The 20542-nt window shown below is 63.2% G+C and carries 16 protein-coding genes and 1 riboswitch; of the genes, 10 read left to right on the top strand and 6 right to left on the bottom strand.

Features of this window, described 5'->3' with window-relative positions:
* Window positions 1–113: 113 nt before the first annotated feature.
* The 3 genes from KOL99_RS17890 to ahcY all read left to right on the top strand — a co-directional run bounded on the left by KOL99_RS17890 (window position 114) and on the right by ahcY (window position 3845).
* The gene (locus KOL99_RS17890; RefSeq protein WP_216511838.1) at window positions 114–1205 is read left to right on the top strand and encodes an NAD(P)H-dependent flavin oxidoreductase; all 1092 of its coding nucleotides are present in this window, start codon (window positions 114–116) and stop codon (window positions 1203–1205) included.
* A gap of 164 nt (window positions 1206–1369) precedes the next feature.
* Window positions 1370–2287, top strand: coding sequence for an ArsR/SmtB family transcription factor (locus KOL99_RS17885; protein ID WP_216511837.1), 918 nt, complete (start codon window positions 1370–1372; stop codon window positions 2285–2287).
* A gap of 163 nt (window positions 2288–2450) precedes the next feature.
* Complete coding sequence (ahcY, locus tag KOL99_RS17880; protein WP_216511836.1) at window positions 2451–3845, top strand: adenosylhomocysteinase; 1395 nt, start codon at window positions 2451–2453, stop codon at window positions 3843–3845.
* Window positions 3846–4320: 475 nt separating this feature from the next.
* On the opposite strand, the gene KOL99_RS17875 is transcribed toward ahcY, so the two are convergent.
* The 5 genes from KOL99_RS17875 to KOL99_RS17855 all read right to left on the bottom strand — a co-directional run bounded on the left by KOL99_RS17875 (window position 4321) and on the right by KOL99_RS17855 (window position 10142).
* Complete coding sequence (locus KOL99_RS17875) at window positions 4321–5562, bottom strand: molybdopterin molybdotransferase MoeA (RefSeq protein WP_216511835.1); 1242 nt, start codon at window positions 5560–5562, stop codon at window positions 4321–4323.
* 128 nt (window positions 5563–5690) lie between these two features.
* Window positions 5691–6542, bottom strand: coding sequence for a HesA/MoeB/ThiF family protein (locus KOL99_RS17870; RefSeq protein WP_216511834.1), 852 nt, complete (start codon window positions 6540–6542; stop codon window positions 5691–5693).
* 1 nt (window position 6543) lies between these two features.
* Complete coding sequence (locus KOL99_RS17865; RefSeq protein WP_216511833.1) at window positions 6544–6768, bottom strand: MoaD/ThiS family protein; 225 nt, start codon at window positions 6766–6768, stop codon at window positions 6544–6546.
* Window positions 6769–6839: 71 nt separating this feature from the next.
* Window positions 6840–8570, bottom strand: coding sequence for an aldehyde ferredoxin oxidoreductase family protein (locus tag KOL99_RS17860; RefSeq protein WP_216511832.1), 1731 nt, complete (start codon window positions 8568–8570; stop codon window positions 6840–6842).
* Window positions 8571–8609: 39 nt separating this feature from the next.
* Window positions 8610–8731: riboswitch (molybdenum cofactor riboswitch) on the bottom strand.
* A 247-nt stretch (window positions 8732–8978) separates the two neighbouring features.
* Window positions 8979–10142, bottom strand: coding sequence for an iron-containing alcohol dehydrogenase (locus KOL99_RS17855; RefSeq protein ID WP_216511831.1), 1164 nt, complete (start codon window positions 10140–10142; stop codon window positions 8979–8981).
* Window positions 10143–10632: 490 nt separating this feature from the next.
* On the opposite strand from KOL99_RS17855, the gene moaA reads away from it, so the two are divergent.
* The 7 genes from moaA (at window position 10633) to KOL99_RS17820 (ending at window position 18273) form a co-directional block, all read left to right on the top strand.
* Complete coding sequence (gene moaA / locus KOL99_RS17850; protein WP_216511830.1) at window positions 10633–11613, top strand: GTP 3',8-cyclase MoaA; 981 nt, start codon at window positions 10633–10635, stop codon at window positions 11611–11613.
* A gap of 93 nt (window positions 11614–11706) precedes the next feature.
* Complete coding sequence (locus KOL99_RS17845) at window positions 11707–12138, top strand: MOSC domain-containing protein (protein WP_216511829.1); 432 nt, start codon at window positions 11707–11709, stop codon at window positions 12136–12138.
* A 45-nt stretch (window positions 12139–12183) separates the two neighbouring features.
* Window positions 12184–12357, top strand: a complete 174-nt coding sequence (locus tag KOL99_RS17840; RefSeq protein ID WP_199395240.1) for a hypothetical protein — start codon at window positions 12184–12186, stop codon at window positions 12355–12357.
* Window positions 12358–12499: 142 nt separating this feature from the next.
* Complete coding sequence (locus KOL99_RS17835; RefSeq protein WP_216511828.1) at window positions 12500–13312, top strand: electron transfer flavoprotein subunit beta/FixA family protein; 813 nt, start codon at window positions 12500–12502, stop codon at window positions 13310–13312.
* Between the two features lie 78 nt (window positions 13313–13390).
* Window positions 13391–14740, top strand: coding sequence for an FAD-binding protein (locus tag KOL99_RS17830; protein ID WP_216511827.1), 1350 nt, complete (start codon window positions 13391–13393; stop codon window positions 14738–14740).
* 28 nt (window positions 14741–14768) lie between these two features.
* Window positions 14769–16736, top strand: coding sequence for a heterodisulfide reductase-related iron-sulfur binding cluster (locus KOL99_RS17825; protein WP_216511826.1), 1968 nt, complete (start codon window positions 14769–14771; stop codon window positions 16734–16736).
* 181 nt (window positions 16737–16917) lie between these two features.
* Window positions 16918–18273: a radical SAM/SPASM family putative metalloenzyme maturase gene (locus KOL99_RS17820; RefSeq protein WP_236026398.1), complete on the top strand. Its 1356-nt coding sequence runs from the start codon at window positions 16918–16920 to the stop codon at window positions 18271–18273.
* On the opposite strand, the gene KOL99_RS17815 is transcribed toward KOL99_RS17820, so the two are convergent.
* The gene (locus KOL99_RS17815; RefSeq protein WP_216511825.1) at window positions 18257–20530 is read right to left on the bottom strand and encodes an ATP-binding protein; all 2274 of its coding nucleotides are present in this window, start codon (window positions 20528–20530) and stop codon (window positions 18257–18259) included. The genes KOL99_RS17820 and KOL99_RS17815 overlap by 17 nt on opposite strands.
* Window positions 20531–20542 lie beyond the last annotated feature (12 nt).

Below are 20542 nucleotides of genomic sequence, written 5' to 3'. Positions count from 1 at the left end.
TGCAAGGGGTATCTGTGGGGGAGAGGCTCCTTTGTTTTACACTACTATTACAAAATAATTTCAGCTTCTCTGTTAATGTGTTTACGGTGCAGTCAGACAGTCAGGAGGAGCATATGTTCAAACCGTTGCGCATTGGCAAACACGAGGCACGTTACCCGCTGATCCAGGGCGGCATGGGAGTGAGGATTTCCGCAGGATCGTTGGCCGGGCACGTTGCCAAGTGCGGCGGCGTCGGGCTGGTGGCATCCCCGGGCATCACCCTGAACAGCGAGTTCTTCGACGGCAAGAACTATCTCAAAAGCAACTCCGTGGCGCTCAAAGATGAAATCAGGAAGGCCTACGAGATCGCCCCGGACGGCATCATCGGCGTCAACGTCATGGTCGCCCTGTCCGATTTCGAGGAGTTGGTGGTCGCCTCCGTCGAGGCGGGAGCCAAGGTGCTCGTCTGTGGCGCCGGCCTGCCCATGACCCTCCCGGGGCTGACCGCGCATGCACCGGACGTGGCGCTGGTACCGATCGTCTCTTCCGTGCGTGCCGCCCAGCTCATCGCCAAAAAGTGGGACAAGGCCTACAACCGTTTGCCCGATGCGGTCGTGGTCGAGGATCCGGACACCGCCGGGGGGCACCTCGGTGAGAAGATGGAGAATATCGGCACCGGTGAGTATGACCAGTACGAAACGGTGCGCGGCGTGAAGGAGTTCTTCCGCAGCGAGTACGGACTTGATATCCCGATCATCGCCGCCGGCGGCATCTGGGACCGCGCCGACGTGCTGCACGCGCTCTCCGAAGGGGCCGATGCGGTACAGATGGCGAGCCGTTTCGTCACCACCGTCGAGTGCGACGCCGACGACGCCTTCAAACAGGCCTACCTGGACTGCAAGAAAGAGGACATCGGCCTGATCATGAGCCCCGCCGGTCTGCCCGGCCGCGCCATCCTCACTAACCAGGAAGGGATCGCCTCCTACGACCGCGACCACGGTTCCGTCTGCTCCTACGGCTGCCTCAAGAAGTGCTCCTACAAGGAGAGCGGCGAGCGTTTCTGCATCGTGAAGTCGCTGGACCGTGCCCAGCGCGGCGAGGTCGACTCCGGCCTCATCTTCTGCGGCACCAACGCCTGGAAGGCGACCCGCATCGAGACGGTGCAGGAGATCTTCGACGAGATCTTCGCCGAGGCAGCTGCCATCGCCGAGGACCAGGCGGCCTGATAGCCAACAACAAATGACATCTGACATCCCCCTGTGGCCCGCGCTGCAGGGGGATTTTTCGTCCAATGAGCGGTAAATAATATGGTTTTTGCCTTGCCAGCGGCCGCGCACCGTGTTATATCAAGAAAACTTGATTTAACTAAACGACCAAGGTTGATATAACGATGCTGGAACTTTTCAAGGCGCTGGCCGATCCGTGCCGACTGCGGCTGGTGGCGGTGCTGCTCAACTCCGAACTCACCGTACAGGAGCTGACCCAGATCATGGGGATGGGGCAGTCGCGCATCTCGCGGCACTTGAAGATCCTGGCGGAGGCGGGCGTGCTCTCGGTCAAGCGCCAGGGGACCTGGAGCTACTACCGCGCGGGGGGAGAGAACCCTTTTTTCAGCGCCATTCGTCCGGAGTTCGAGCGCGCGCTGGGGCAGCTTCCCGAGCGGCGCAGCGATCTCGCCGCCGTGGCGCAGGCGTTGGACGCCCGCCGCAAGCGGAGCCTCGAGTTCTTCGATCAGCATGCGGCCCAGTGGGACGAACTGTCGCGCACGCTGCTGCCGGTGCCGGAGTACCAGGAGAACCTGCTGGCGCTGGTCCCCGAGGTTCCCGTGCTGCTGGAGATCGGTGTCGGCACCGGGACCTTGATGGCGCAACTGGCGCGCAAGGCACGGCAGGTGATCGGCGTGGACCATTCCCCGGCGATGCTGGTGGAGGCGCGGCGGCGCCTGATCGAGGACGGGGTCCCCGGGGCGGAGTTGAGGCTCGGGGAGATGACCCATCTTCCCATTGCCGACGGCGGTGCCGGATGCGTCGTGGCCAACATGGTGCTGCACCATGCTCCCGATCCGCAGGCGGTGCTCACCGAAATCGTCAGGGTGCTGCAACCGCAGGGGACGCTGGTGCTGGCCGACCTGGCGCGCCACGAGCGGGAGTGGGCCCGGGAGCAACTTGCGGACCAGTGGCTTGGTTTTGAAGAGGATGAACTGCAGGGATGGCTGAAGGGCGCAGGCCTTGCCGACGTCTTCGTACAGCGGCTTGTCTCCGGGGCCGGCCAGGAGAGTGTGCTGCTGGTCAAGGCGGTGAAAGAGTAATCCCTCTCCCTGTGGGAGAGGATGCCCGTAGGGCGGGTGAGGGGTCTTTTCAAAGGATGGCGCGGCAGATACCGGCGCCCTCACCCCTGCCCCTCTCCCGGGGGGCGAGGGGATTTAAACCAACAAAAAGCGTAGAAGTTAACCCATCGAAAGGAGAAGTAACGTGACCAAGGATTACATCGTAAAGGATATGTCGCTGGCAGATTGGGGCCGTAAGGAGATGATCATCGCCGAGACCGAGATGCCGGGGCTCATGGCGATCCGCGAGGAGTACGCCGCCGCCCAGCCGCTCAAGGGGGCGCGCATCGCCGGTTCGCTGCACATGACCATCCAGACCGCCATGCTCATCGAGACCCTCACCGCTCTCGGCGCCGAGGTGCGCTGGGCCTCCTGCAACATATTCTCCACCCAGGATCACGCCGCCGCGGCCATCGCCGCCGCGGGCATCCCGGTCTTCGCGCACAAGGGCGAGACGCTGGCCGAGTACTGGGACTACACCCACAAGATCTTCGAGTGGCACGACGGCGGCGCCCCGAACATGATCCTCGATGACGGCGGCGACGCGACCCTCCTGCTGCACCTTGGTTCCGACGCGGAGAAAGATCCCTCCGTGATCGCCAACCCGACCTGCGAGGAGGAGCAGTTCCTGTTCGCGGCCATCAAGAAGCGCCTGGCAGAGCAGCCGGACTGGTACTCCAGGACCGCGGCCTGCATCAAGGGCGTCACCGAGGAAACCACCACCGGCGTGCACCGCCTGTACCAGATGTACGAGAAGGGGACGCTGAAGTTCCCCGCCATCAACGTCAACGACTCGGTCACCAAGTCCAAATTCGACAACATCTACGGCTGCCGCGAGTCCCTGATGGACGGCATCAAGCGCGCCACCGACGTCATGGTGGCCGGCAAGGTGGCGGTCATCTGCGGCTACGGCGACGTGGGCAAGGGGTGCGCGCAGGCGATGCGCGGGCTGCAGGCCCAGGTCTGGGTCACCGAAGTCGACCCGATCTGCGCGCTGCAGGCGGCAATGGAAGGGTACAAGGTGGTCACCATGGAGTGGGCGGCCGACAAGGCCGACATCTTCGTCACCACCACCGGCAACATCGACGTCATCACCCACGACCACATGAAGGCGATGAAACACAACGCCATCGTCTGCAACATCGGGCACTTCGACAACGAGATCGAGGTGGCCAAACTCAAGCAGTACAAGTGGGAGAACATCAAGCCGCAGGTCGATCACGTCATCTTCCCGGACGGCAAGCGCATCATCCTGCTCGCCGAAGGGCGCCTGGTGAACCTGGGCTGCGCCACCGGCCACCCCTCCTACGTCATGTCCTCCTCCTTCGCCAACCAGACCCTGGCGCAGATGGAGATCTTCTGCAACCCCGGCAAGTATCCGGTCGGCGTCTACATTCTCCCGAAGGAGTTGGACGAGAAGGTGGCGCGCCTGCAGCTGAAGACCCTGGGAGCCATGCTGACCGAGCTGACCGACGCCCAGGCCGCCTACATCGGCGTCAAGAAGGAAGGGCCGTACAAGTCGGAGCATTACAGGTACTAACGGCAACGGCAACGGACGAAGGGGGCGTCCCCTCGTCCGTTGCTCGCTGTAGGGGCAAATAATTATTTGCCCAGCCTTTGGTGCCCCGACCTCTGCCGATGGCGAGAGAGACGCAGGTGCGGTAAGGGGGGCGAATGATTATTCGCCCCTACGGTTGGTGCGAGGGGAAATATCATCACAACAAAAAGAAAGGGCGCCTGCTTGTAGCGGCGCCCTTTCTTATCCTTCCTGCTCTTTCTCTTCGTTCTTCTTCTTCCCCCGACCGGAGGAACATGCGGGAGACATTCACGTCTCGATCCCCATGCTGGGCAGGATGAAGCGCTGCAGCACGATCCAGCCCACCACAATGCCACCTAAAATCAACATCTCTTGCATAGTTCACCTCCCGAAACTTACCATCTGCTTTATCGCATATTCGAGAAGGAAAATATACCAAATTAATTATTATTATGACACGTTCAGTTTTGGTTCTGCTTCAGGAGCAGCACCTTATGCCGACTTCCCCCTCGCTCAAAAGCTCCACTTCCCTCATCAGCGCCAGGTCGACTTCGCTTCCGGCCGGGATGAAGGTGGCGTCGCAGGGGAGGGCGGCCAGGGCGTCGCACCTGGTCATGGTGCTCAGGATGGCGGTGTGTTGCTCGCCGGCGCAGTAGGCGACGTGCCTGCCGTGGCGCTTTTTCACCGTGACCCGGATGAAGTGCAGCTTGCCCGGCTTTTTATGGGCGTCTTCGGCGAGAATCCCTTTCACGAAGGGAGGAAGTACCCGGTGGTGCCCCATCATCTTCAAGAGGGCGGGCTTCACCAGCAGCTCGAAGGTCACCATGGTGGATACCGGGTTGCCGGGGAGCGAGAAGATCGGCTTTCCCTGCCAGACCGAGAAGGCGGTGGGGCCGCCCGGCTTCATGCCGATCTTCCAGAACAGCTCTTCGGCGCCGAGGCTCGCGGCAACCTCCCGGACCAGGTCGCGGTCTCCGGCGGAGACGCCTGCCGAGGTGATCAGGGCGTCGCAGCAAAGCCCTTCCCGCATCTTGTCCCGGTGGCTCTCCAGGTTGTCCCGCGCTATGCCGAGCAGCACCGGTTCCGCTCCCGCCTCGCGCACCGCGGCGGCCAGGGAGAGTGCGTTGGAGTTGATGACCTTGCCGGCCTTGGGGCTCTCGCCCAGCTCGATCAGTTCGTCGCCGGTGGAAAGGATCGCCACGCGCGCCTTGCGATACACCGGCACCAGCGCCTGTCCCATGGCGGCCAGCATGCCGATCTCGGCGGGGCGGAGCTGGCTGCCGGCGGGGAGGACCTGGGTGCCGCAGGCGACGTCGCTACCTTTGACCCGGACATGCTGCTTGGGGAGCACTCGCTGGTTGATGACGACCTGGTCGCCTTCCTGCTCTGTTTCTTCGATGGGGACCACCGCGTTGCATCCGGGCGGGATGGGGGCGCCGGTCATGATCCGTACCGCACAGCCGACGCTTACCGCGGGACAACCCTCGCCTCCGGCGGGAAGGAATCCGGTGATGTCGAGACGGGCCGGGACCGAGGTGCAATCGGCGGCGTGCACGGCATAGCCGTCCATGGCCGAGTTGTCGTACTGCGGCAGGTCCCAGGGGGCCATGATGTCCGTGCTGACCACCCGACCCAGGGCATCGGAGAGAAGGACCTGTTCCCCGCCCAACGGGGCTACGTGGGCCAGTATGATGCCGCGCGCTTCTTCAAAGCTTGGCATGATGCACCTCGGTGCTCTGAGCGGCGTCGTCGACGGCGTCGCTTGTTTTTTGTAGCGGCAGCGGTGCCGCTTTGGTTCTCCCTCACCCCAGCCCTCTCCCAAAGGGCGAGGGGGGAGCGGCGCAACGGTCAGGCCGCGTCCACCAGGGTGACCGGGACCGGAGCGTAGGAGATCTCCTGCATCTCCATTTCCAGCAGGTCAATCGTCAGCTTGCGGTTTCTGAGTGGTTCACCCTTGCCGAGCAGGATCTTGCAGACTTCGGCGACTTCCAGGCTCGCCACGACGGCGGGGGTGAAGCTCGGGTTGCCGAGCTGCTGCTCGATCCCCTTGCCGGCGACCCAGTGGCGATAGATCTGCTGCACCGTGGTCTCGCCGGGAAACTGGGAGGCGACGTGGCCGTACCAGCCGCCGATGGCGCCGTGCACCATGGGGATGCCGGCCAGGGTGCAGAACTCGGCGAGCTGCAGCCGGTACGAGATGCTGTCCAGCGCGTCCACCGCGATGTGCGCCCCTGCTAAGAGCTCGTGCCCGTTGGCAAGGCAGAAGTAGTCCTGGATGGCGGTGACCGTGACGGCGGGATTCACCTGCGCCAGTCGCTCGGCCGCTACCGCCGCCTTGGGCTGTCCCAGCAACGCGGGGGTGGAGAGGATCTGCCGGTTCAGGTTGTGCTCTTCGAAGATGTCGGGGTCGATGGCGATGATCTGTCCGACGCCCAGCCGCGCCAGTTCCTCGAGGACGTAGCCCCCCAGGCCGCCGCAGCCGATCACGGCGACGCGGCTTTGGAACAGGCGCAGTTGCTCGTCGACCTGGATCATGTTCCGGTTGCGCTGGTAGCGCGCCGGGTAGAGGCCGTTTTGCAGGGCGAGCAGCTCGACCGCCGCATGGCTCAGGTGGAAGCGCTGGGCGGTGGCATCCTGGGCGCTCCAGGGAAGCAGGCCGTCCTTGGTCTGCTCTTTCAGGAAAGTGATGACCTTGCGCATATCAGCCTCCTCCGACCAGGGGAAAGAGCGAAAGGGTATCGCCGTTGGCGAGCTTGCTGTCCAGTTCACCGTGCCGGCCATTGAGCATGACGATGCCGATTTCCTCCTCGGTAAGCCCAAGGCCCAGCACCACCTGGCGCACCTCGGTCCCCTCGGCGAGCTCCTGCTCGGCGATCTTGAACCTGCCGTTTCTGAACGTGGCGAAAAGCTTGAGTGTTATCTTCATGCGGCACCTGCTTGTTTGGCTCAAACGGAAAAACCCGGCGTGACTTCCGTCACGCCGGGTAATGGTGGTTCCTAGAAGTTCCAGAACTCGTCGATTTCCGCGTCGGTGAAGTCCCACACCGCGTTGTGCGGCGCGACCGGCTCGGTCTTGAAGAAGTCCGGCAGGCGGTCGTGGACGCTGGTGAGGCCGGCTTTCTGGTTGAAGTCACGCTCCAGTTTCAGGATGTGCTTGCCCAGGTTGGTGACGTCGTCGCCGGTGAGGGCGATGCCGAAGCGGGCGTTGATCATGTCGATCAGGGCCGGCAGGCACTCCGGGATGTCCAGCGCCGGGAAGGCGACGAAGATGCACATACCGGTGGAGTCGACCGCGGCGGTCGCGATCTGCAGGTTACGGGAGAGCTCGACCTGGCCGTCCTTCTTGAGCGGATCGACGTAGCCGCCGACGTTCAGGATGTTGGTGGCGATGGTGTAGCCGGAGGTGTGGTCGGCGCCCATGGTGGAGGTGGCGTAGGTGATGCCGATCCCCTTGACGGAGCGCGGGTCGTAGGCCGGGATGCCCTGGTTCTTGACGACCGGTACGCGAGTCACGCCGTAGGTGCGGCCGACGGAGCCTGCGCCGCCGCCCAGGACGCGGCCCAGCGCGGTCCCCTTGGCGATTTCCTCGGTCAGCAGGCGGAGCATCTCCTTGGAGTCGCCCCAGTTAAGGATGCCGGCCTCCATGGCCACGCCGAACATGACCGCGGTCTCGATGGAGTCGATCCCGATGTCGTCCATCAGGTTGTCGGCGCGGGCGATGTCGTCCAGGTTGTCGATGCAGCAGTCGGCGCCCAGGCCCCAGATGGTCTCGTACTCGAAGCCGGAGGTGACGTACTTGCCGTCTTTATCGTTGTAGACCTGCGAGCACTGGATGATGCAGCCGGCGTGGCAGCCGTGCTTGACCTTCCCGCCGCGGGCCGCGATGGTGTCGTGCATGGTCTCGCCGGAGATCTTGTCGTGGCCTTCGAACTGGCCGACGGTGAAGTTCTTGGTGGGGAGGCCGCCGGCCTCGTTGAGGATGTTGACCAGGACGTTGGTGCCGTAGGTCGGCAGCCCCTCGCCGGAAACGGGGTGGTCGAGAAGCGCCTTGGCGAACACCTTGGCTGCGCCCTTGAATTTCTCGGGATCGGCGATCTTCACGCCCGGTGCGCCTTCGCCGTCGATGGAGATGAACTTGATCTGCTTGGAGCCCATGACTGCGCCCAGGCCGCCACGGCCGTGGCTGCGGATCTTGCTGTCGGGGTCCTTGACGGAGATGTTGGCGGCGGTCATCTTCAGTTCGCCGGCCGGGCCGATGGTGAGGACGCCGGTCTTCTTGCCCAGGCGGGCCTCGACCGCGTCGATGACGGCGAAGTTACCAAGGCCCAGCAGTTCCTTCTCCTCGTTGATGGTGACGCCGTTCACGCCCACGGCCAGGTTGTACCAGGCGCCGGTTTTCGGTGCGCCTTCGATGATGAGGGCCTTGATGCCGAGTTTCGCCAGCATCTGCGCCGCGGTGCCGCCGGCGTTGGACTCTTTGATGCCGCCGGTGAGCGGGCTCTTGGCGCCTGCGGAGAGACGGCCGGAGTTGGCGGCCGGGGTGCCGGTCAGAAGGCCCGGTGCGAACACCAGCTTGTTGTCGGCGGAAAGCGCGTGGCAGGTCGGCGGTACTTCGGCGGCCACGATGGTGGAGGTGAGGCCACGGCCACCCAGGCCTGCCCATGCTGCCGGTACTTCTTCGATCTTGGTGGTGAGGTCGGTCATGTTGACGCGAAAAATCTTATCCATGCTTTTCAAGCTCCCTGTTTTTGTTTAGTTCTACCGGCAGCGCTGACCGCCGGGACTCCTTTCCAAGAGGGAGGCTCCACCGTTTCCAGCGAAACCCGTTGGCCTGGAGCCATGAGGGAAGGTCCCTTTTAGGCTGCGACGGCTCGGAGATTTTTTGATGCGTGACTGACCCGACACCGCTTACGCATCTCTTGCATGTGTTCGGGCCTGCGCGCCGGTTGGGCCCGCAGGCGGTGTTGCCTATTGCCCGCATCGAGCGGGAAGTGCGGGGGCGAATGATTATTCGCCCCTACAGGTGGTCGTGCCGTTGCCCCTTCCCCCGGAGGGGGGAGGTTGGGAGGGGGGAAGCACAGCGGTGAAAAGCCCCCCTCCCTGACCCTCCCCCTCCGGTGGCGGGGACTTTAATTATTACATTGCATCCTTGAAGATCTGGATGACCTGCTCGAGGGTCGCTTTGCGCGGGTTGGTGAACTGGCAAGCGTCCTTCTTCGCGTTCTCTGCCATGATGGCCAGGTCCTCTTCCTTGACATTGAGGGCCTTGAGGCCGGTCGGGATGCCGATGGAAGCGGAGAGGGTGCGGATCCTGTCGATGGCCTTCTGGCCGGCTTCGGTCACGGACAGGCCGTCGACGTTCTCGCCCAGGGCTTTCGCGATGTCAGCGAAACGCTTCGGGCAGGCGATCAGGTTGTACTGGCTGACTGCCGGCAGCAGGATGGCGTTGCAGACGCCGTGCGGCAGGTTGTAGAAGCCGCCCAGCTGGTGAGCCATGGAGTGGACGTAGCCAAGGGATGCGTTGTTGAACGCCATGCCGGCCAGGTACTCGGCGTAAGCCATCTTGTCGCGTGCCTCGAGGTCTTCGCCGTTGGCGACTGCCTTGGAGAGGTACTCGGCGATCAGCTCGATGGCCTTGATGGCGCATGCGTCGGTGATCGGGGTGGCGATGGTGGAGACGTAAGCCTCAACCGCGTGGGTCAGGGCGTCCATACCGGTGGCAGCGGTCAGGGCTGCCGGCTTGCCGACCATGAGCAGCGGGTCGTTGATGGCGATGTTCGGAGTGCAGCGCCAGTCGACGATGGCCATCTTCACGTGGGTGTCGGTGTTGGTGATGATGCAGAAGCGGGTCATTTCGGAAGCGGTGCCGGCGGTGGTGTTGATGGCGACGAATGCCGGCATGGATTTGGTGGACTTGTTCACGCCTTCGAAGTCGCGGATGTGGCCGCCGTTGCCGATGACCAGGCCGATGCCCTTACCACAGTCGTGGGAGGAGCCGCCGCCCAGGGAGATGATCGCGTCGCAACCGTTTTCCTGGTACACCTTCACGCCGTCGTGCACGTTGATGTCGGTCGGGTTCGGCTCGGCGCCGTCGAAGATGATAGCTTTAACGCCGGCAGCTTCCACCTGCTCCTTGATCTTGTCGGCAACGCCCATGGCCGAGAGGCCTTTGTCGGTGACGATCAGCGCCTTGGATGCGCCCAGTGCCTTGACCTGCTCGCCGGTTTCCTTAGCGGAACCAACGCCCATCAGCGATACCGTCGGAATGAAGAAACCGTAAGTCTGCTCTCCTAATGCCATTTTCATTTCCCCCTGTTGTTTTTCCGGGCTGGACCCGGTTCTTTTTGTTTTTAAGATAGTGGTGCCATGCTGCATACACTTTCCTAAAACGGTTTTCTACGCTATCGCAAGGTGCGTACCAGAATTTGCCGTAAACACAATTTTTCGGGATATCGAATAATATTCACAGGATACCGTATACTTAACCGGCGCTGTGTTTACCGCCCGTGCTGTCCCTCGCAAAGTTGCGTCCTCAAATCGAACAGTTGCGACGTTCCACAATGGAACATTTGCTCTTTTGTGGAACGGCCGTTTTGCTGCGCCAACCGCCGTCACGCTCCCCGCGCGTTTGTTGAATTCAGAAAGGCAAAAATCGGTTCGTTTCCCATGTATTCACCAGCTTAGTTCCTCCCTCATTAGTGGCTGATCCGGCTTTTTGCTCCGAATCGGAACAATTGGTATCGATATTGCCTTTGTATACGGCGAGGCGTGTTTCCGAAGGGAGTAAGACATGGCACTGATCGATACCTACGGCAGGCGGATCAACTACTTAAGACTCTCGGTCACCGACCGCTGCAACATGCGCTGCTGTTACTGCATGCCGGCGCAGGGAGTGGCGAAGCTCGAGCATAAAGAGATGCTGAGCTACGAGGAGCTCTATCGGGTCTCCGCCGCCTGCGTGGAGCAGGGGATAGAGAAGATCCGGGTCACCGGCGGCGAGCCGCTGGTGCGGAAGGGGCTGGTCGATTTCCTGGGACGCCTCTCGGCGCTGCCGGGGCTCAAGGAACTGGTGCTGACCACCAACGGGCTGCTGCTGGAAGAGCTGGCCCAGCCGCTCAAGGATGCCGGGGTGGCGAGGCTCAACATAAGCCTCGACTCCCTGCAGCCGGAAACCTTCGCCAGGATCACCCGCGGAGCGGACCTGGGCCGGGTGCTGGCCGGGATCGAGGCGGCGCAGAAAGCGGGCTTCGGTCCCCTCAAGATCAACATGGTGGTGATGCGCGGGGTGAACGATCACGAGATCCTGGACTTCGCCGCTTTGACCCTGGAAAAGCCGTTCACGGTCCGCTTCATAGAGTACATGCCGACCCTCAAGGATGAGGAATGGGGCGCGCAGAGCATGCCGGGGAGCGAGATCCTGGCGGCAATCGGCGAGCGCTACCCGCTGCTGCCGCTGGTCAGCTCGGAGATGGCGGGACCGGCCAGGAACTACAAGATACAGGGGGCGGCGGGCGCCATCGGGATCATCACCCCGGTTTCCGGCCACTTCTGCGAGAGCTGCAACCGGATCAGGATCACGGCGACCGGCCGGGTGCGCGGCTGCCTCTTCTCGGAACAGGGGACGGACCTGAAGCCGCTACTGGCATCGGATGACCCGGAGGCGCTGCGGCAGACCCTGAAGAGCATCGTGACCCAGAAGCCGGGACGGCACCATATCGCCGAGGAAGGCGCCGAGCAGGCGGTGGTCAACATGTCGAGGATCGGTGGGTAAAGGCAGGGGCTAGGGGCTAGGGGCTAGCGAAAAAACGGGGTACAGGGGACTGGCTCCGCAGGTGCCAGTCCCCTTGACCACATGGAGGAAGCTATGAGCGCATCGGTAGTGGCGGTCAACATAAGCCGCAACAAGGGCGAGAGAAAGAAGGCGGCGCCGGAGGTGCACCTGCGGGAGAACTTCGGCATCATCGGTGACGGGCACGCGGGGGATTGGCATCGCCAGGTGAGCCTCTTAGCCCAGGAGAGCATCGACAAGATGGTGCAACTTGGACTGTCGGTGGGCGCCGGGGACTTCGCGGAGAACATCACCACGCGGGGCATCGACCTGATGCACCTCCCCATCGGCACGCGCCTCGGCATCGGCCCGGCCGTGTTGGAGATCTCCCAGATCGGGAAGGTCTGCCACACCCGCTGCGCCATCTACTACCAGGCCGGCGACTGCGTCATGCCCAAGGAAGGTGTCTTTGCCACGGTGATTAGCGGCGGGGTGGTACGCCCCGACGATGAGATCGAGCTGCTCTAAGCGCAGCATATTTTCAGGACGTCAGATAGAAGGGGAGAAGAAGTCATGAAGGACAGAAGCCAGAAAAAAGTGAACATCATCTCGATCCGTATGAGCGACGACGAGCGCGACGCAATCCAGAAACTGATGGACAAGAGGGGGAAGAAGGCTTCCTTCATCATGCGCGAGGCGTTCGCACTGTTCAGGGAGCAGTGGGAACTCACCAGGGTTAGCCACTAGTCACCAAAGCCACCAAAACCCTGATGGACCCGGTGGACACGGTGGACCTGGTGGACATAAGTGGACTGTGGCTGAAGGCGGGTGAAGGCTTGACGGAGAGTTGGCTGAGAGTTGGAAATTTGCTTGTGAGAGAGGAACTTGCATGTACGTAGTGGCTTGCATTAAACAGGTGCCGGATACGACACAGGTGCAGATCGACCCGGTGACCAATACGCTGGTGCGCGATGGCATTCCCTTCATCGTCAACCCTTACGACACCCACGCGCTCGAGGAAAGCCTGCGCATGAAGGCCCGCTACGGCTTCAAGGCGGCCGCGCTCTCGATGGGACCGCCCAATACGGAGGCGACCCTGAGAAAGGCGCTGGCGCTCGGCGTGGACGAGGCGATCCTCTGCTCCGACCGCGCCTTCGGCGGCGCGGACACGCTTTCCACCAGCAACGTGCTGGCGGCGGCGATCAGGAAGCTGGCCCAGGAGGACGAGGTGGGCATCGTGTTCTGCGGCAAACAGACCATCGACGGCGACACGGCCCAGGTCGGCCCGGGCATCGCCATCCGCCTCGGTTTCTCACAACTTACCCTGGTGGACCGGATCGAACACCTCGACTTCCTGGCCAAGAAGATCCGGGTTCGGCGCAAGCTGGAAGGACGCTACGAGATCGTGGAGGCGAAACTGCCGGCCATGATCACCGTGGTGCGCGAGCTGAACCGCCCGCGCTACCCGACCGTCCCCATGCGACTCAAGGCGGCCAAGGCCGAGGTCAAGGTGTGGGACAACAAGGAACTTCAGTTGGACCCCAACAGCGTCGGCCTGAAGGGCTCGCCCACCTGGGTGAGCAGGATCTTCTCGCCGCAGCGCGCGGCGGGCGAGATCATCGGCGACGGCATGGGCGACCCGGCAGGCACCGCCCGGCTTTTGCTGGAGAAGCTGGTGGCCAGCGACATGCTGGCGGTGTAGCGTCACCAAAACCTTTGTGGACTGAGCGGACACCGGTGGCCGGTGGACCTGATGGACGTGACGAGGAGTGGGATAAAGATGGCTGAGCTTAAAAACAAACCGAAAAAGCCGCGGGGGAAGGTCAGGCTGATCGAGGGGAAGTGCATCGCCTGCGGCGCGCGCTGCCAGAGCAGCTGCCCGGTGGACGGCATCCAGATGAGCGACGCGGGCGAACCGCAGATCGAACTCTCCAAGTGCATCGGCTGCCTCAAGTGCGTGAAGGCCTGCCCGGGGGCGGCCCTGGAGATCTTCTATACGCCTGAGGAGCTGGAGATTCTGGCGCAGCTCGCCGGACAGCAGGACCTTTCCGAAGAGGATGCGGACCCGGAGGAACTGGCGCGCCGCGAACTGGTGGCGGCCTACCGCGGCGTCTGGGTCTTCGTGGAGCAGACCGAAGGGGAGGCGGCCCGCGTATCGTGGGAACTGATGGGCAAGGGGCAGGAACTCGCCGCCAAGCTGGGCGTTGAACTCTGCGCGGTGGTCATGGGGGACCAGGTGGAGCACCTGTGCCACGAGGCCTTCAGCTACGGCGCGGACAAGGCCTACCTCATGGACCAGCCGGTACTCAAGCACTACCGCACCTACCCGTACCTTGACGCCCTGTGCCACCTGATCGACAAGTACAAGCCGGAGATCGTCCTCATGGGTGCGACCGGCATGGGACGCGACCTGGCCGGCGCCGTGGCGACCCGGGTCAAGACCGGCCTCACCGCGGACTGCACCGGCCTCGACATCGACGGCAAGCGTAACCTGATGCAGACCCGGCCGGCCTTCGGCGGCAACATCATGGCGACCATCATGTGCGACCGGTTCCGCCCCCAGATGGCGACGGTACGCTCCCACGTGATGCCGATGCCGGCGCAGATGCCGGGGCGGACCGGCAAGATCGTCCCGGTCAGCCTCCCCATCTCCGAGGCGGATATCTTCACCAAGGTGCTCCAGGTGATCCGCGACAAGAAGGCGGGGGATGTCGACATCGCCGGTGCCGAGTTCATCGTTTCGGGCGGGCGCGGCATGATGGCCAAGGAGAACTTCGCCATACTGCAGGAATTGGCCGACGAACTGGGCGGAGAGGTGGGCGCCTCGCGCAGCGCGGTCGACGCGGGGTGGATGCCGGGCGACCGGCAGGTGGGGCAGACCGGCAAGACGGTGCGTCCCAAGATCTATATCGCCTGCGGCATCTCCGGCGCGATCCAGCACCTGGTGGGGATGCAGGACTCCGACCTGATCGTCGCCATCAACCGCGACAAGGAGGCCCCGATCTTCGAGGTGGCCAACTACGGTATCGTGGGTGACCTGTTCGACGTGGTCCCCGCCCTCATCGCCGCCCTGCGCGAGATGAAGGCGAGCAAGGGTAACGTCGAGGTGAAGGACGTCAAGGCGGCCTAATTTTTATTACTTATTGAGGGATTCTTTCATGCAACCTGATCCTGTCATCTTTACACCGCTTCTGGCGGCCGCCGGTCTGATCTTCGCCTGGAGCTGCTACCGCCGCTTCAGCCTGGTCGGCGTCGGAGCCTCCGAGGACCGTTTTTCCAGTCTCGCGGAACGGCTGCAGGGGATGTTCCTGTTCGCCTTCCTCCAAAAGCGCGTGGTCAGCCGTCCCTTCGGCATCAACCACCTCTTCATCTTCTGGTCGTTCCTGATCCTGGCCGTCGCCAACACCGAGTTCCTGGTCGCCGGCGTCTTCCCGGCGGCGAAGCTGGCGCGCATACTGCCGGCGGCGCTCTACCAGCCGCTGGTCTTCGTCTTCGACATCGTTTCGCTCTGTGCCCTCACCGCGGTGGTGATCGCGCTGGTGCGTCGAGCGGTGGCGCCTCCCTACGAGGGAGCCCGCACCGGTGAAGCATTCGGCATCCTTTCCATGATCGGCACCCTCATGCTGGCCTACTTCGGCCTGCACGCTGCGGAGATCGCCCTGGGCGCGGAGGAGGCGGCGCAGGCCATGCCGGTCTCGCTGGCGCTCGCCTCGCTGCTGGCGGGGCAGGGGCCCGAGACGCTGAAGAGTGTCGCCCAGGTTTCCTGGTGGCTGCATGCCGGCGTGCTCCTGTTCTTCCTGAACTACCTCCCCTACAGCAAGCACATGCACATCCTGGCGGCGATCCCCAACTGCTTCTTCAAGGGGCTCGATACCCCCAACACGCAACCGCGCGAGGAGTTCGTCGAGGGGAACGTGTACGGCGCCGGCAGCATTGACCGCTTCACCTGGAAGGATCTTTTCGACTCCTTCTCCTGCACCGAGTGCGGCCGCTGCGAGAAATCCTGCCCGGCCGCCAGCACCGGCAAGCCGCTCAACCCGCGCCTGGTGATGCACGACATCAAGGTGAACCTTTTGGCCAACGGTGGTCTCCTGCAGCGCGGCGGCGAGCCGACCGTGCCGGTAATCGGCGACGCGGAAGGGAGCATCAAGCCCGACGCCCTCTGGTCCTGCACCAGCTGCGGCGCCTGCCTCGCCGCCTGCCCGGTCTTCATCGAGCAGATGCCCAAGATCACCAAGATGCGCCGGCACCTGGTGCAGATGGAAGCCGACTTCCCGGAAGAGCTCCTGAACCTCTTCGAGAACATGGAGCAGCGCTCCAACCCGTGGGGGATCGCGCCGGGCGAGCGCGGCAAGTGGGCCGGCGGCCGCGAGGTGCGGCAGTTCGAGGCGGGCACCACCGAGTACCTCTACTTCGTTGGCTGCGCCGGCTCGTTCGACTCCCGCAGCAAACAGGTGACCCTGGCCATGACCCGGATCATGGAGGCGGCGGGCGTCTCCTACGGCATCCTCGGCAAGGAGGAGAAGTGCTGCGGCGACAGCCTGCGCCGGCTTGGCAACGAGTACCTCTTCGACAAGATGGCCCGGGAGAACGTGGCGCAGTTCCAGGAGAAGGGCGTGACCAAGGTGGTCACCCAGTGCCCGCACTGCTTCACCACGCTCAAGAACGACTACCGCCAGTACGGCCTGGAACTGGAGGTGATCCCGCACGCGGAGTTCATCGAATCGCTCCTGGCGGAAGGGAAACTGAAGCTCGATCACCACGCCAAGAAGGGTGGCAACATCGTCTTCCACGATTCCTGCTACCTGGGGCGCCATAACGGCGTCTACGAGGCGCCGCGCGCGGTCATCGCGCAGGCGACCGGCAGCGCGCCGGCCGAGATGGAGCGCAACCGCGAGAACTCCTTCTGCTGCGGCGCAGGCGGCGGGCGCATGTGGATGGAGGAGCACCTGGGCGAGAGGATCAACCTGAACCGGGTCAGCGAGGCGCTGGAGGGGAATCCCGGCACCATCTGCACCACCTGCCCTTACTGCATGACCATGATGGAAGACGGGCTGAAGGACCGCTCCAACGGCGGCACCACCGTGAAAGACATCGCGGAACTGGTGGCCGAGGGGCTGAGGTAAGGCAGGGGCAGGGGCTGGCAACTGCAACTGCCAAACCCTACTACTGGACTACTGGATACTGAACAGGGAGCCATCACCGGCTCCACGGAACTCTCGCCTCCCGGGAGGGCCGAACGGGACGTCTTGACGCGGGCGGCACCTCCCCGGTCCGGCCGTTTCCCGGGGGGCGAGGGGAGCAGCAATGAGGATCAACGGGATGCAAAGCAACGCAGCGGCGCTGTCTGAATTCATGCCGGTCAACGAGCCGGCCTTTCGGGAATACCCTTCCAAACTGTTCGTGGAAACCACCAGCCGCTGCAACCTGAACTGCGTCATGTGCATGAAGCAAAACGGTGACGGCAGCCGGGCCAAGGAGGGAGACCTCGATCTGGCCACCTTCAGCGAGCTGGAACCGGCGCTCCCCAACCTGGAGGCGCTGGTGCTGAACGGCGTCGGCGAACCGCTCTTGAACACGCGCCTGGAGCACTTCATCAGCCGGGCCAAGAAGCTGATGCCGGCGGGTAGCTGGATCGGTTTCCAGAGTAACGGCCTGCTCCTCTCGCACCTGCGCGCCGTGTCGCTTCTCAATGCCGGTGTGGACCGGGTCTGCCTCTCCATGGATGGCGTCGACGCCACCACCTTCAGCTCCATCCGCTCAGGGAGCCAGCTGGTGGACCTCGAGCACGCCCTGAACGCCCTGGGCGCCGCCAAGGCAGCCTGTCACCGCCCGGATATGGAGATTGGCGTCGAGTTCGTGGTGATGCGCGACAACCTGGCGCAGCTCCCCGCGGCGCTCTCCTGGGCCGCCGAGTTCGGGGTCAGCTTCGCGCTGGTCTCCCACCTGCACCCGTTCGACGAACCGCACCTCAAGCAGTGCAGCTACGACCTCTGCAGCGACGAGGCGATCACCCTGTACCAGAGCTGGAAGAGCAAGGCCGACCTTAAAGGGATCGACATCAGCCGTTACTTCGAGATCCTGTGGAGCTACCGCAAGTCCGAGCAGGAGAGGCGGGTCATCGATTTCGTGGCGGCGATGAAGGCGGACGCGAACCAGCGGGGCATCACGCTGGACCTGAAGCGGCTTTTCGCCATGGATATGGTGCAGATCCATGAAAGCCAGGGGATCTTCGAGGAGGCGGCGCAGGTGGCGCGCCGGACCGGGATCGACCTGAGGCTGCCGGAGATCGCCCGGCGCGAGAAGCGCGGCTGCAGCTTCGTCGAGAAGGGGAGCGCCTTCGTCTCCTGGGACGGCGGCATGCATCCCTGCTACCACCTGTGGCACAGCTGCCGTTCCTACGCCAACGGCTGGCAGCACCCGGTCCTTCCCTGGGTGTTCGGCAACGTGAAGGATCGCGGCGTGCTGGAGATCTGGAACAGCCCGGCGTTCCGCGGCTACCGGGAGAACGTGGTGCGCCACGACTACCCTTCCTGCGCCGAGTGCAATACCTCCCCCTGCGACCTGGTCCAGGCCGAGCGCTTCGACCAGGACTGCTACGTCAACACCGAGCCCTGCGGCAGCTGCCTTTGGAGCTCCGGGGTGTTCAGGTGCCTGGACTGATCGCTTTTAAAACCTTCCTGAGCGCCGAAAGGCTATAAGGCTTCTGGATGAACCCCGCGACTTCCTGGCCGTAAAATTTCCGCTGCAGCTCAACCTCGCTGTAGCCACTGGACATGATGACCTGTACCGAGGGATCTAGCTTCTTCAGCTCGGTCAGGCACTGTCCGCCGTCCATGTGTGGCATGGTCAGGTCCAGGATCACGAACCGGATACCCGCGACCGCCTTGTAGAGGTCGATAGCTTCGCAACCCTCGCTGGCGCTTATCGGGGAAAAGCCGAGTTCCCTGAGCATCTCGGCGCCAATGTTGCGCACCGTCTCCTCATCATCGACAAGAAGAACATATCCCGCGCCTTGCCAATCTTCCTCCTCTGGCGGGGGGTGGTGGTGGACCTCGGTCTGCTGCTCGCCCGCCGGGATGAGTATCCTGATGGTGGTCCCTCGGCCCGGTTCGCTGTCCACGACCAGTGCCCCGTTGTGCCCCCTGATGATCCCCAGCACCGCCGCCATCCCCAAGCCCCGCCCGGTGAACTTGGTGGTGAAAAAGGGATCGAACATCCTCGCCAAGGTGTCCTTGTCCATGCCGCAGCCGGTATCCGCTATCTCCAGGTAGACATAGCTCCCCTCCGCCAGTTCCTCGTTCTGCCACATGTTTTTCAGGTAGTTGCGGTCGCACGTTATGCTCCCGGTTTTGACCGAGATGGTCCCGTTGTTGTCCCCGATCGCTTCTGAGGCGTTGATGACGAGGTTCATGACGACCTGGCGGATCTGGGTCGCATCGGCCTCGACGAGCGGGAGCGACTCGGCGAGTTCGAAGCTGAGCTGTGCTTTCTTGGATATGGAGACCTCGAGCATGTGCAGCATCTCTTGCAGCAGGCGATTCAGGTCCAGGTGCTCGATGATGAACTTCCCCTTGCCGGAATAGGCGAGCATCTGGGCCGCCAGGTCCGCGGCGCGCGCGGAGGCCTGTTCGATGCTGCGCAGGTTCCCTATCGCGGGGGATTCCTTGTCGAGGCGCATGAGCGCGAGTTCTGCGTTGCCCATGATGGCCATGAGGATGTTGTTGAAGTCATGGGCGATGCCCCCGGCGAGTACGCCGAGGCTTTCCAGTTTCTGGGCATGCAGCAGCTGTTTTTCGAGTTGCTGCTGTTCTTCCTCCATCCGCTTGCGCTCTGTGACGTCTCGGGCCAGCATGATGAAACCCGTGCACGGGTTGCCCATCGCGGTCACCGAAAGCTCGAACCACATCTCTCCTTGCGGCATGGTGAGGGAGTAAATCGCACCCCGGTGGGAGCCGGTTCTTGCCGCTTCTTCCAGGGCCGCCATGATGATCCGGGTCGGCTCTTCCGGCAGGAGGTCGGGGATGCTCTTCCCCATGAACTGCTCCGGCGGGAGGTAAAGCAAGCCCATCTGCGAAGAGTGAAATTCGATGATGACCCCGTCCCGGTCGATCCGGAACATGAGGTCCGGCATCGAGTTCAAGATGGCCTCCTGGGATTCCTGCGCCTGGCGCACGCTGGCCTCGGCCTGCCGGAGTTCACCGATGTCCCGTTCCAGCCGCTCGGCCATGACGTTGAAACTCTTGCAGACGGTCTCTATTTCGCCGACCGACGTGGAGGTGACCCTGGCGGCCATGTTGCCGGCGGAGAGCTGGTTGGCTACCTGGGCCAGTTCGCTCACCGGGCGCAGCACCAACCGGTTCGCGGCAACGTTGAGGGTTATGGCGAGCGTGACCGACATGAACAGCATCCCCATCAGGATGATGAATGCCTGGCGCACCAGTTGCGCATGGATATTGTGTTTGCTGAGCCCGATGTGGACGGTGCCGAGCTGCGACGAATCGACCTTGACCCCTTGGGACAGCTCGATGATGTTCTCGTCCTGCCTCAGGGATTTGAGGATGGTGTCGAGGGGCGCTTCGGCGGGGAGCTTTTGCAGGTGCCTTGCCAGCAGGGGGTGATGACCCTTCAGGCTGGCCGTGGCCGTCGTGAGCGCGGTTCCGTTGTCGTCCTCGATGACGGTATAGACCACCTCGTCGTCATGCACCTCCGCGACCAGCGCGTCCAACTGCAGGGCGTCCCGCAGGATCAACGCATCCGTGCACACCGACGCTATGTACGTGGCGAAGGCCTTGCCCTTGTTCTCTAGGGAACGTTCCAGTTTGTTTTTCTGGGCGACGAACAGGGTTGCCGTCACCGCGACGGAAAAAATGAGGATGATGCTGAAGGAAAGGAGGAAAAACCTTCGCTGCAGACTCATCGTTTGGATCTG

Origin of the sequence: Geomonas azotofigens, from assembly GCF_018919395.1 — a bacterium.
GTDB classification, from domain to species: domain Bacteria; phylum Desulfobacterota; class Desulfuromonadia; order Geobacterales; family Geobacteraceae; genus Geomonas; species Geomonas azotofigens.
The sequence above is the reverse complement of the archived record's forward strand: the minus strand, read 5'-3'. Positions and strand labels throughout refer to the sequence as shown.

What these genes read in the sequence shown, in the direction of transcription:
- KOL99_RS17890 (WP_216511838.1), top strand. Translation starts at nt 114, where the DNA reads ATGTTCAAACCGTTGCGCATTGGCAAACACGAGGCACGTTACCCGCTG.
- KOL99_RS17885 (WP_216511837.1), top strand. Translation starts at nt 1,370, where the DNA reads ATGCTGGAACTTTTCAAGGCGCTGGCCGATCCGTGCCGACTGCGGCTG.
- KOL99_RS17875 (WP_216511835.1), bottom strand. Translation starts at nt 5,562, where the DNA reads ATGCCAAGCTTTGAAGAAGCGCGCGGCATCATACTGGCCCACGTAGCC.
- KOL99_RS17870 (WP_216511834.1), bottom strand. Translation starts at nt 6,542, where the DNA reads ATGCGCAAGGTCATCACTTTCCTGAAAGAGCAGACCAAGGACGGCCTG.
- KOL99_RS17865 (WP_216511833.1), bottom strand. Translation starts at nt 6,768, where the DNA reads ATGAAGATAACACTCAAGCTTTTCGCCACGTTCAGAAACGGCAGGTTC.
- KOL99_RS17860 (WP_216511832.1), bottom strand. Translation starts at nt 8,570, where the DNA reads ATGGATAAGATTTTTCGCGTCAACATGACCGACCTCACCACCAAGATC.
- KOL99_RS17855 (WP_216511831.1), bottom strand. Translation starts at nt 10,142, where the DNA reads ATGGCATTAGGAGAGCAGACTTACGGTTTCTTCATTCCGACGGTATCG.
- moaA (WP_216511830.1), top strand. Translation starts at nt 10,633, where the DNA reads ATGGCACTGATCGATACCTACGGCAGGCGGATCAACTACTTAAGACTC.
- KOL99_RS17845 (WP_216511829.1), top strand. Translation starts at nt 11,707, where the DNA reads ATGAGCGCATCGGTAGTGGCGGTCAACATAAGCCGCAACAAGGGCGAG.
- KOL99_RS17840 (WP_199395240.1), top strand. Translation starts at nt 12,184, where the DNA reads ATGAAGGACAGAAGCCAGAAAAAAGTGAACATCATCTCGATCCGTATG.
- KOL99_RS17835 (WP_216511828.1), top strand. Translation starts at nt 12,500, where the DNA reads ATGTACGTAGTGGCTTGCATTAAACAGGTGCCGGATACGACACAGGTG.
- KOL99_RS17830 (WP_216511827.1), top strand. Translation starts at nt 13,391, where the DNA reads ATGGCTGAGCTTAAAAACAAACCGAAAAAGCCGCGGGGGAAGGTCAGG.
- KOL99_RS17825 (WP_216511826.1), top strand. Translation starts at nt 14,769, where the DNA reads ATGCAACCTGATCCTGTCATCTTTACACCGCTTCTGGCGGCCGCCGGT.
- KOL99_RS17820 (WP_236026398.1), top strand. Translation starts at nt 16,918, where the DNA reads ATGAGGATCAACGGGATGCAAAGCAACGCAGCGGCGCTGTCTGAATTC.
- KOL99_RS17815 (WP_216511825.1), bottom strand. Translation starts at nt 20,530, where the DNA reads ATGAGTCTGCAGCGAAGGTTTTTCCTCCTTTCCTTCAGCATCATCCTC.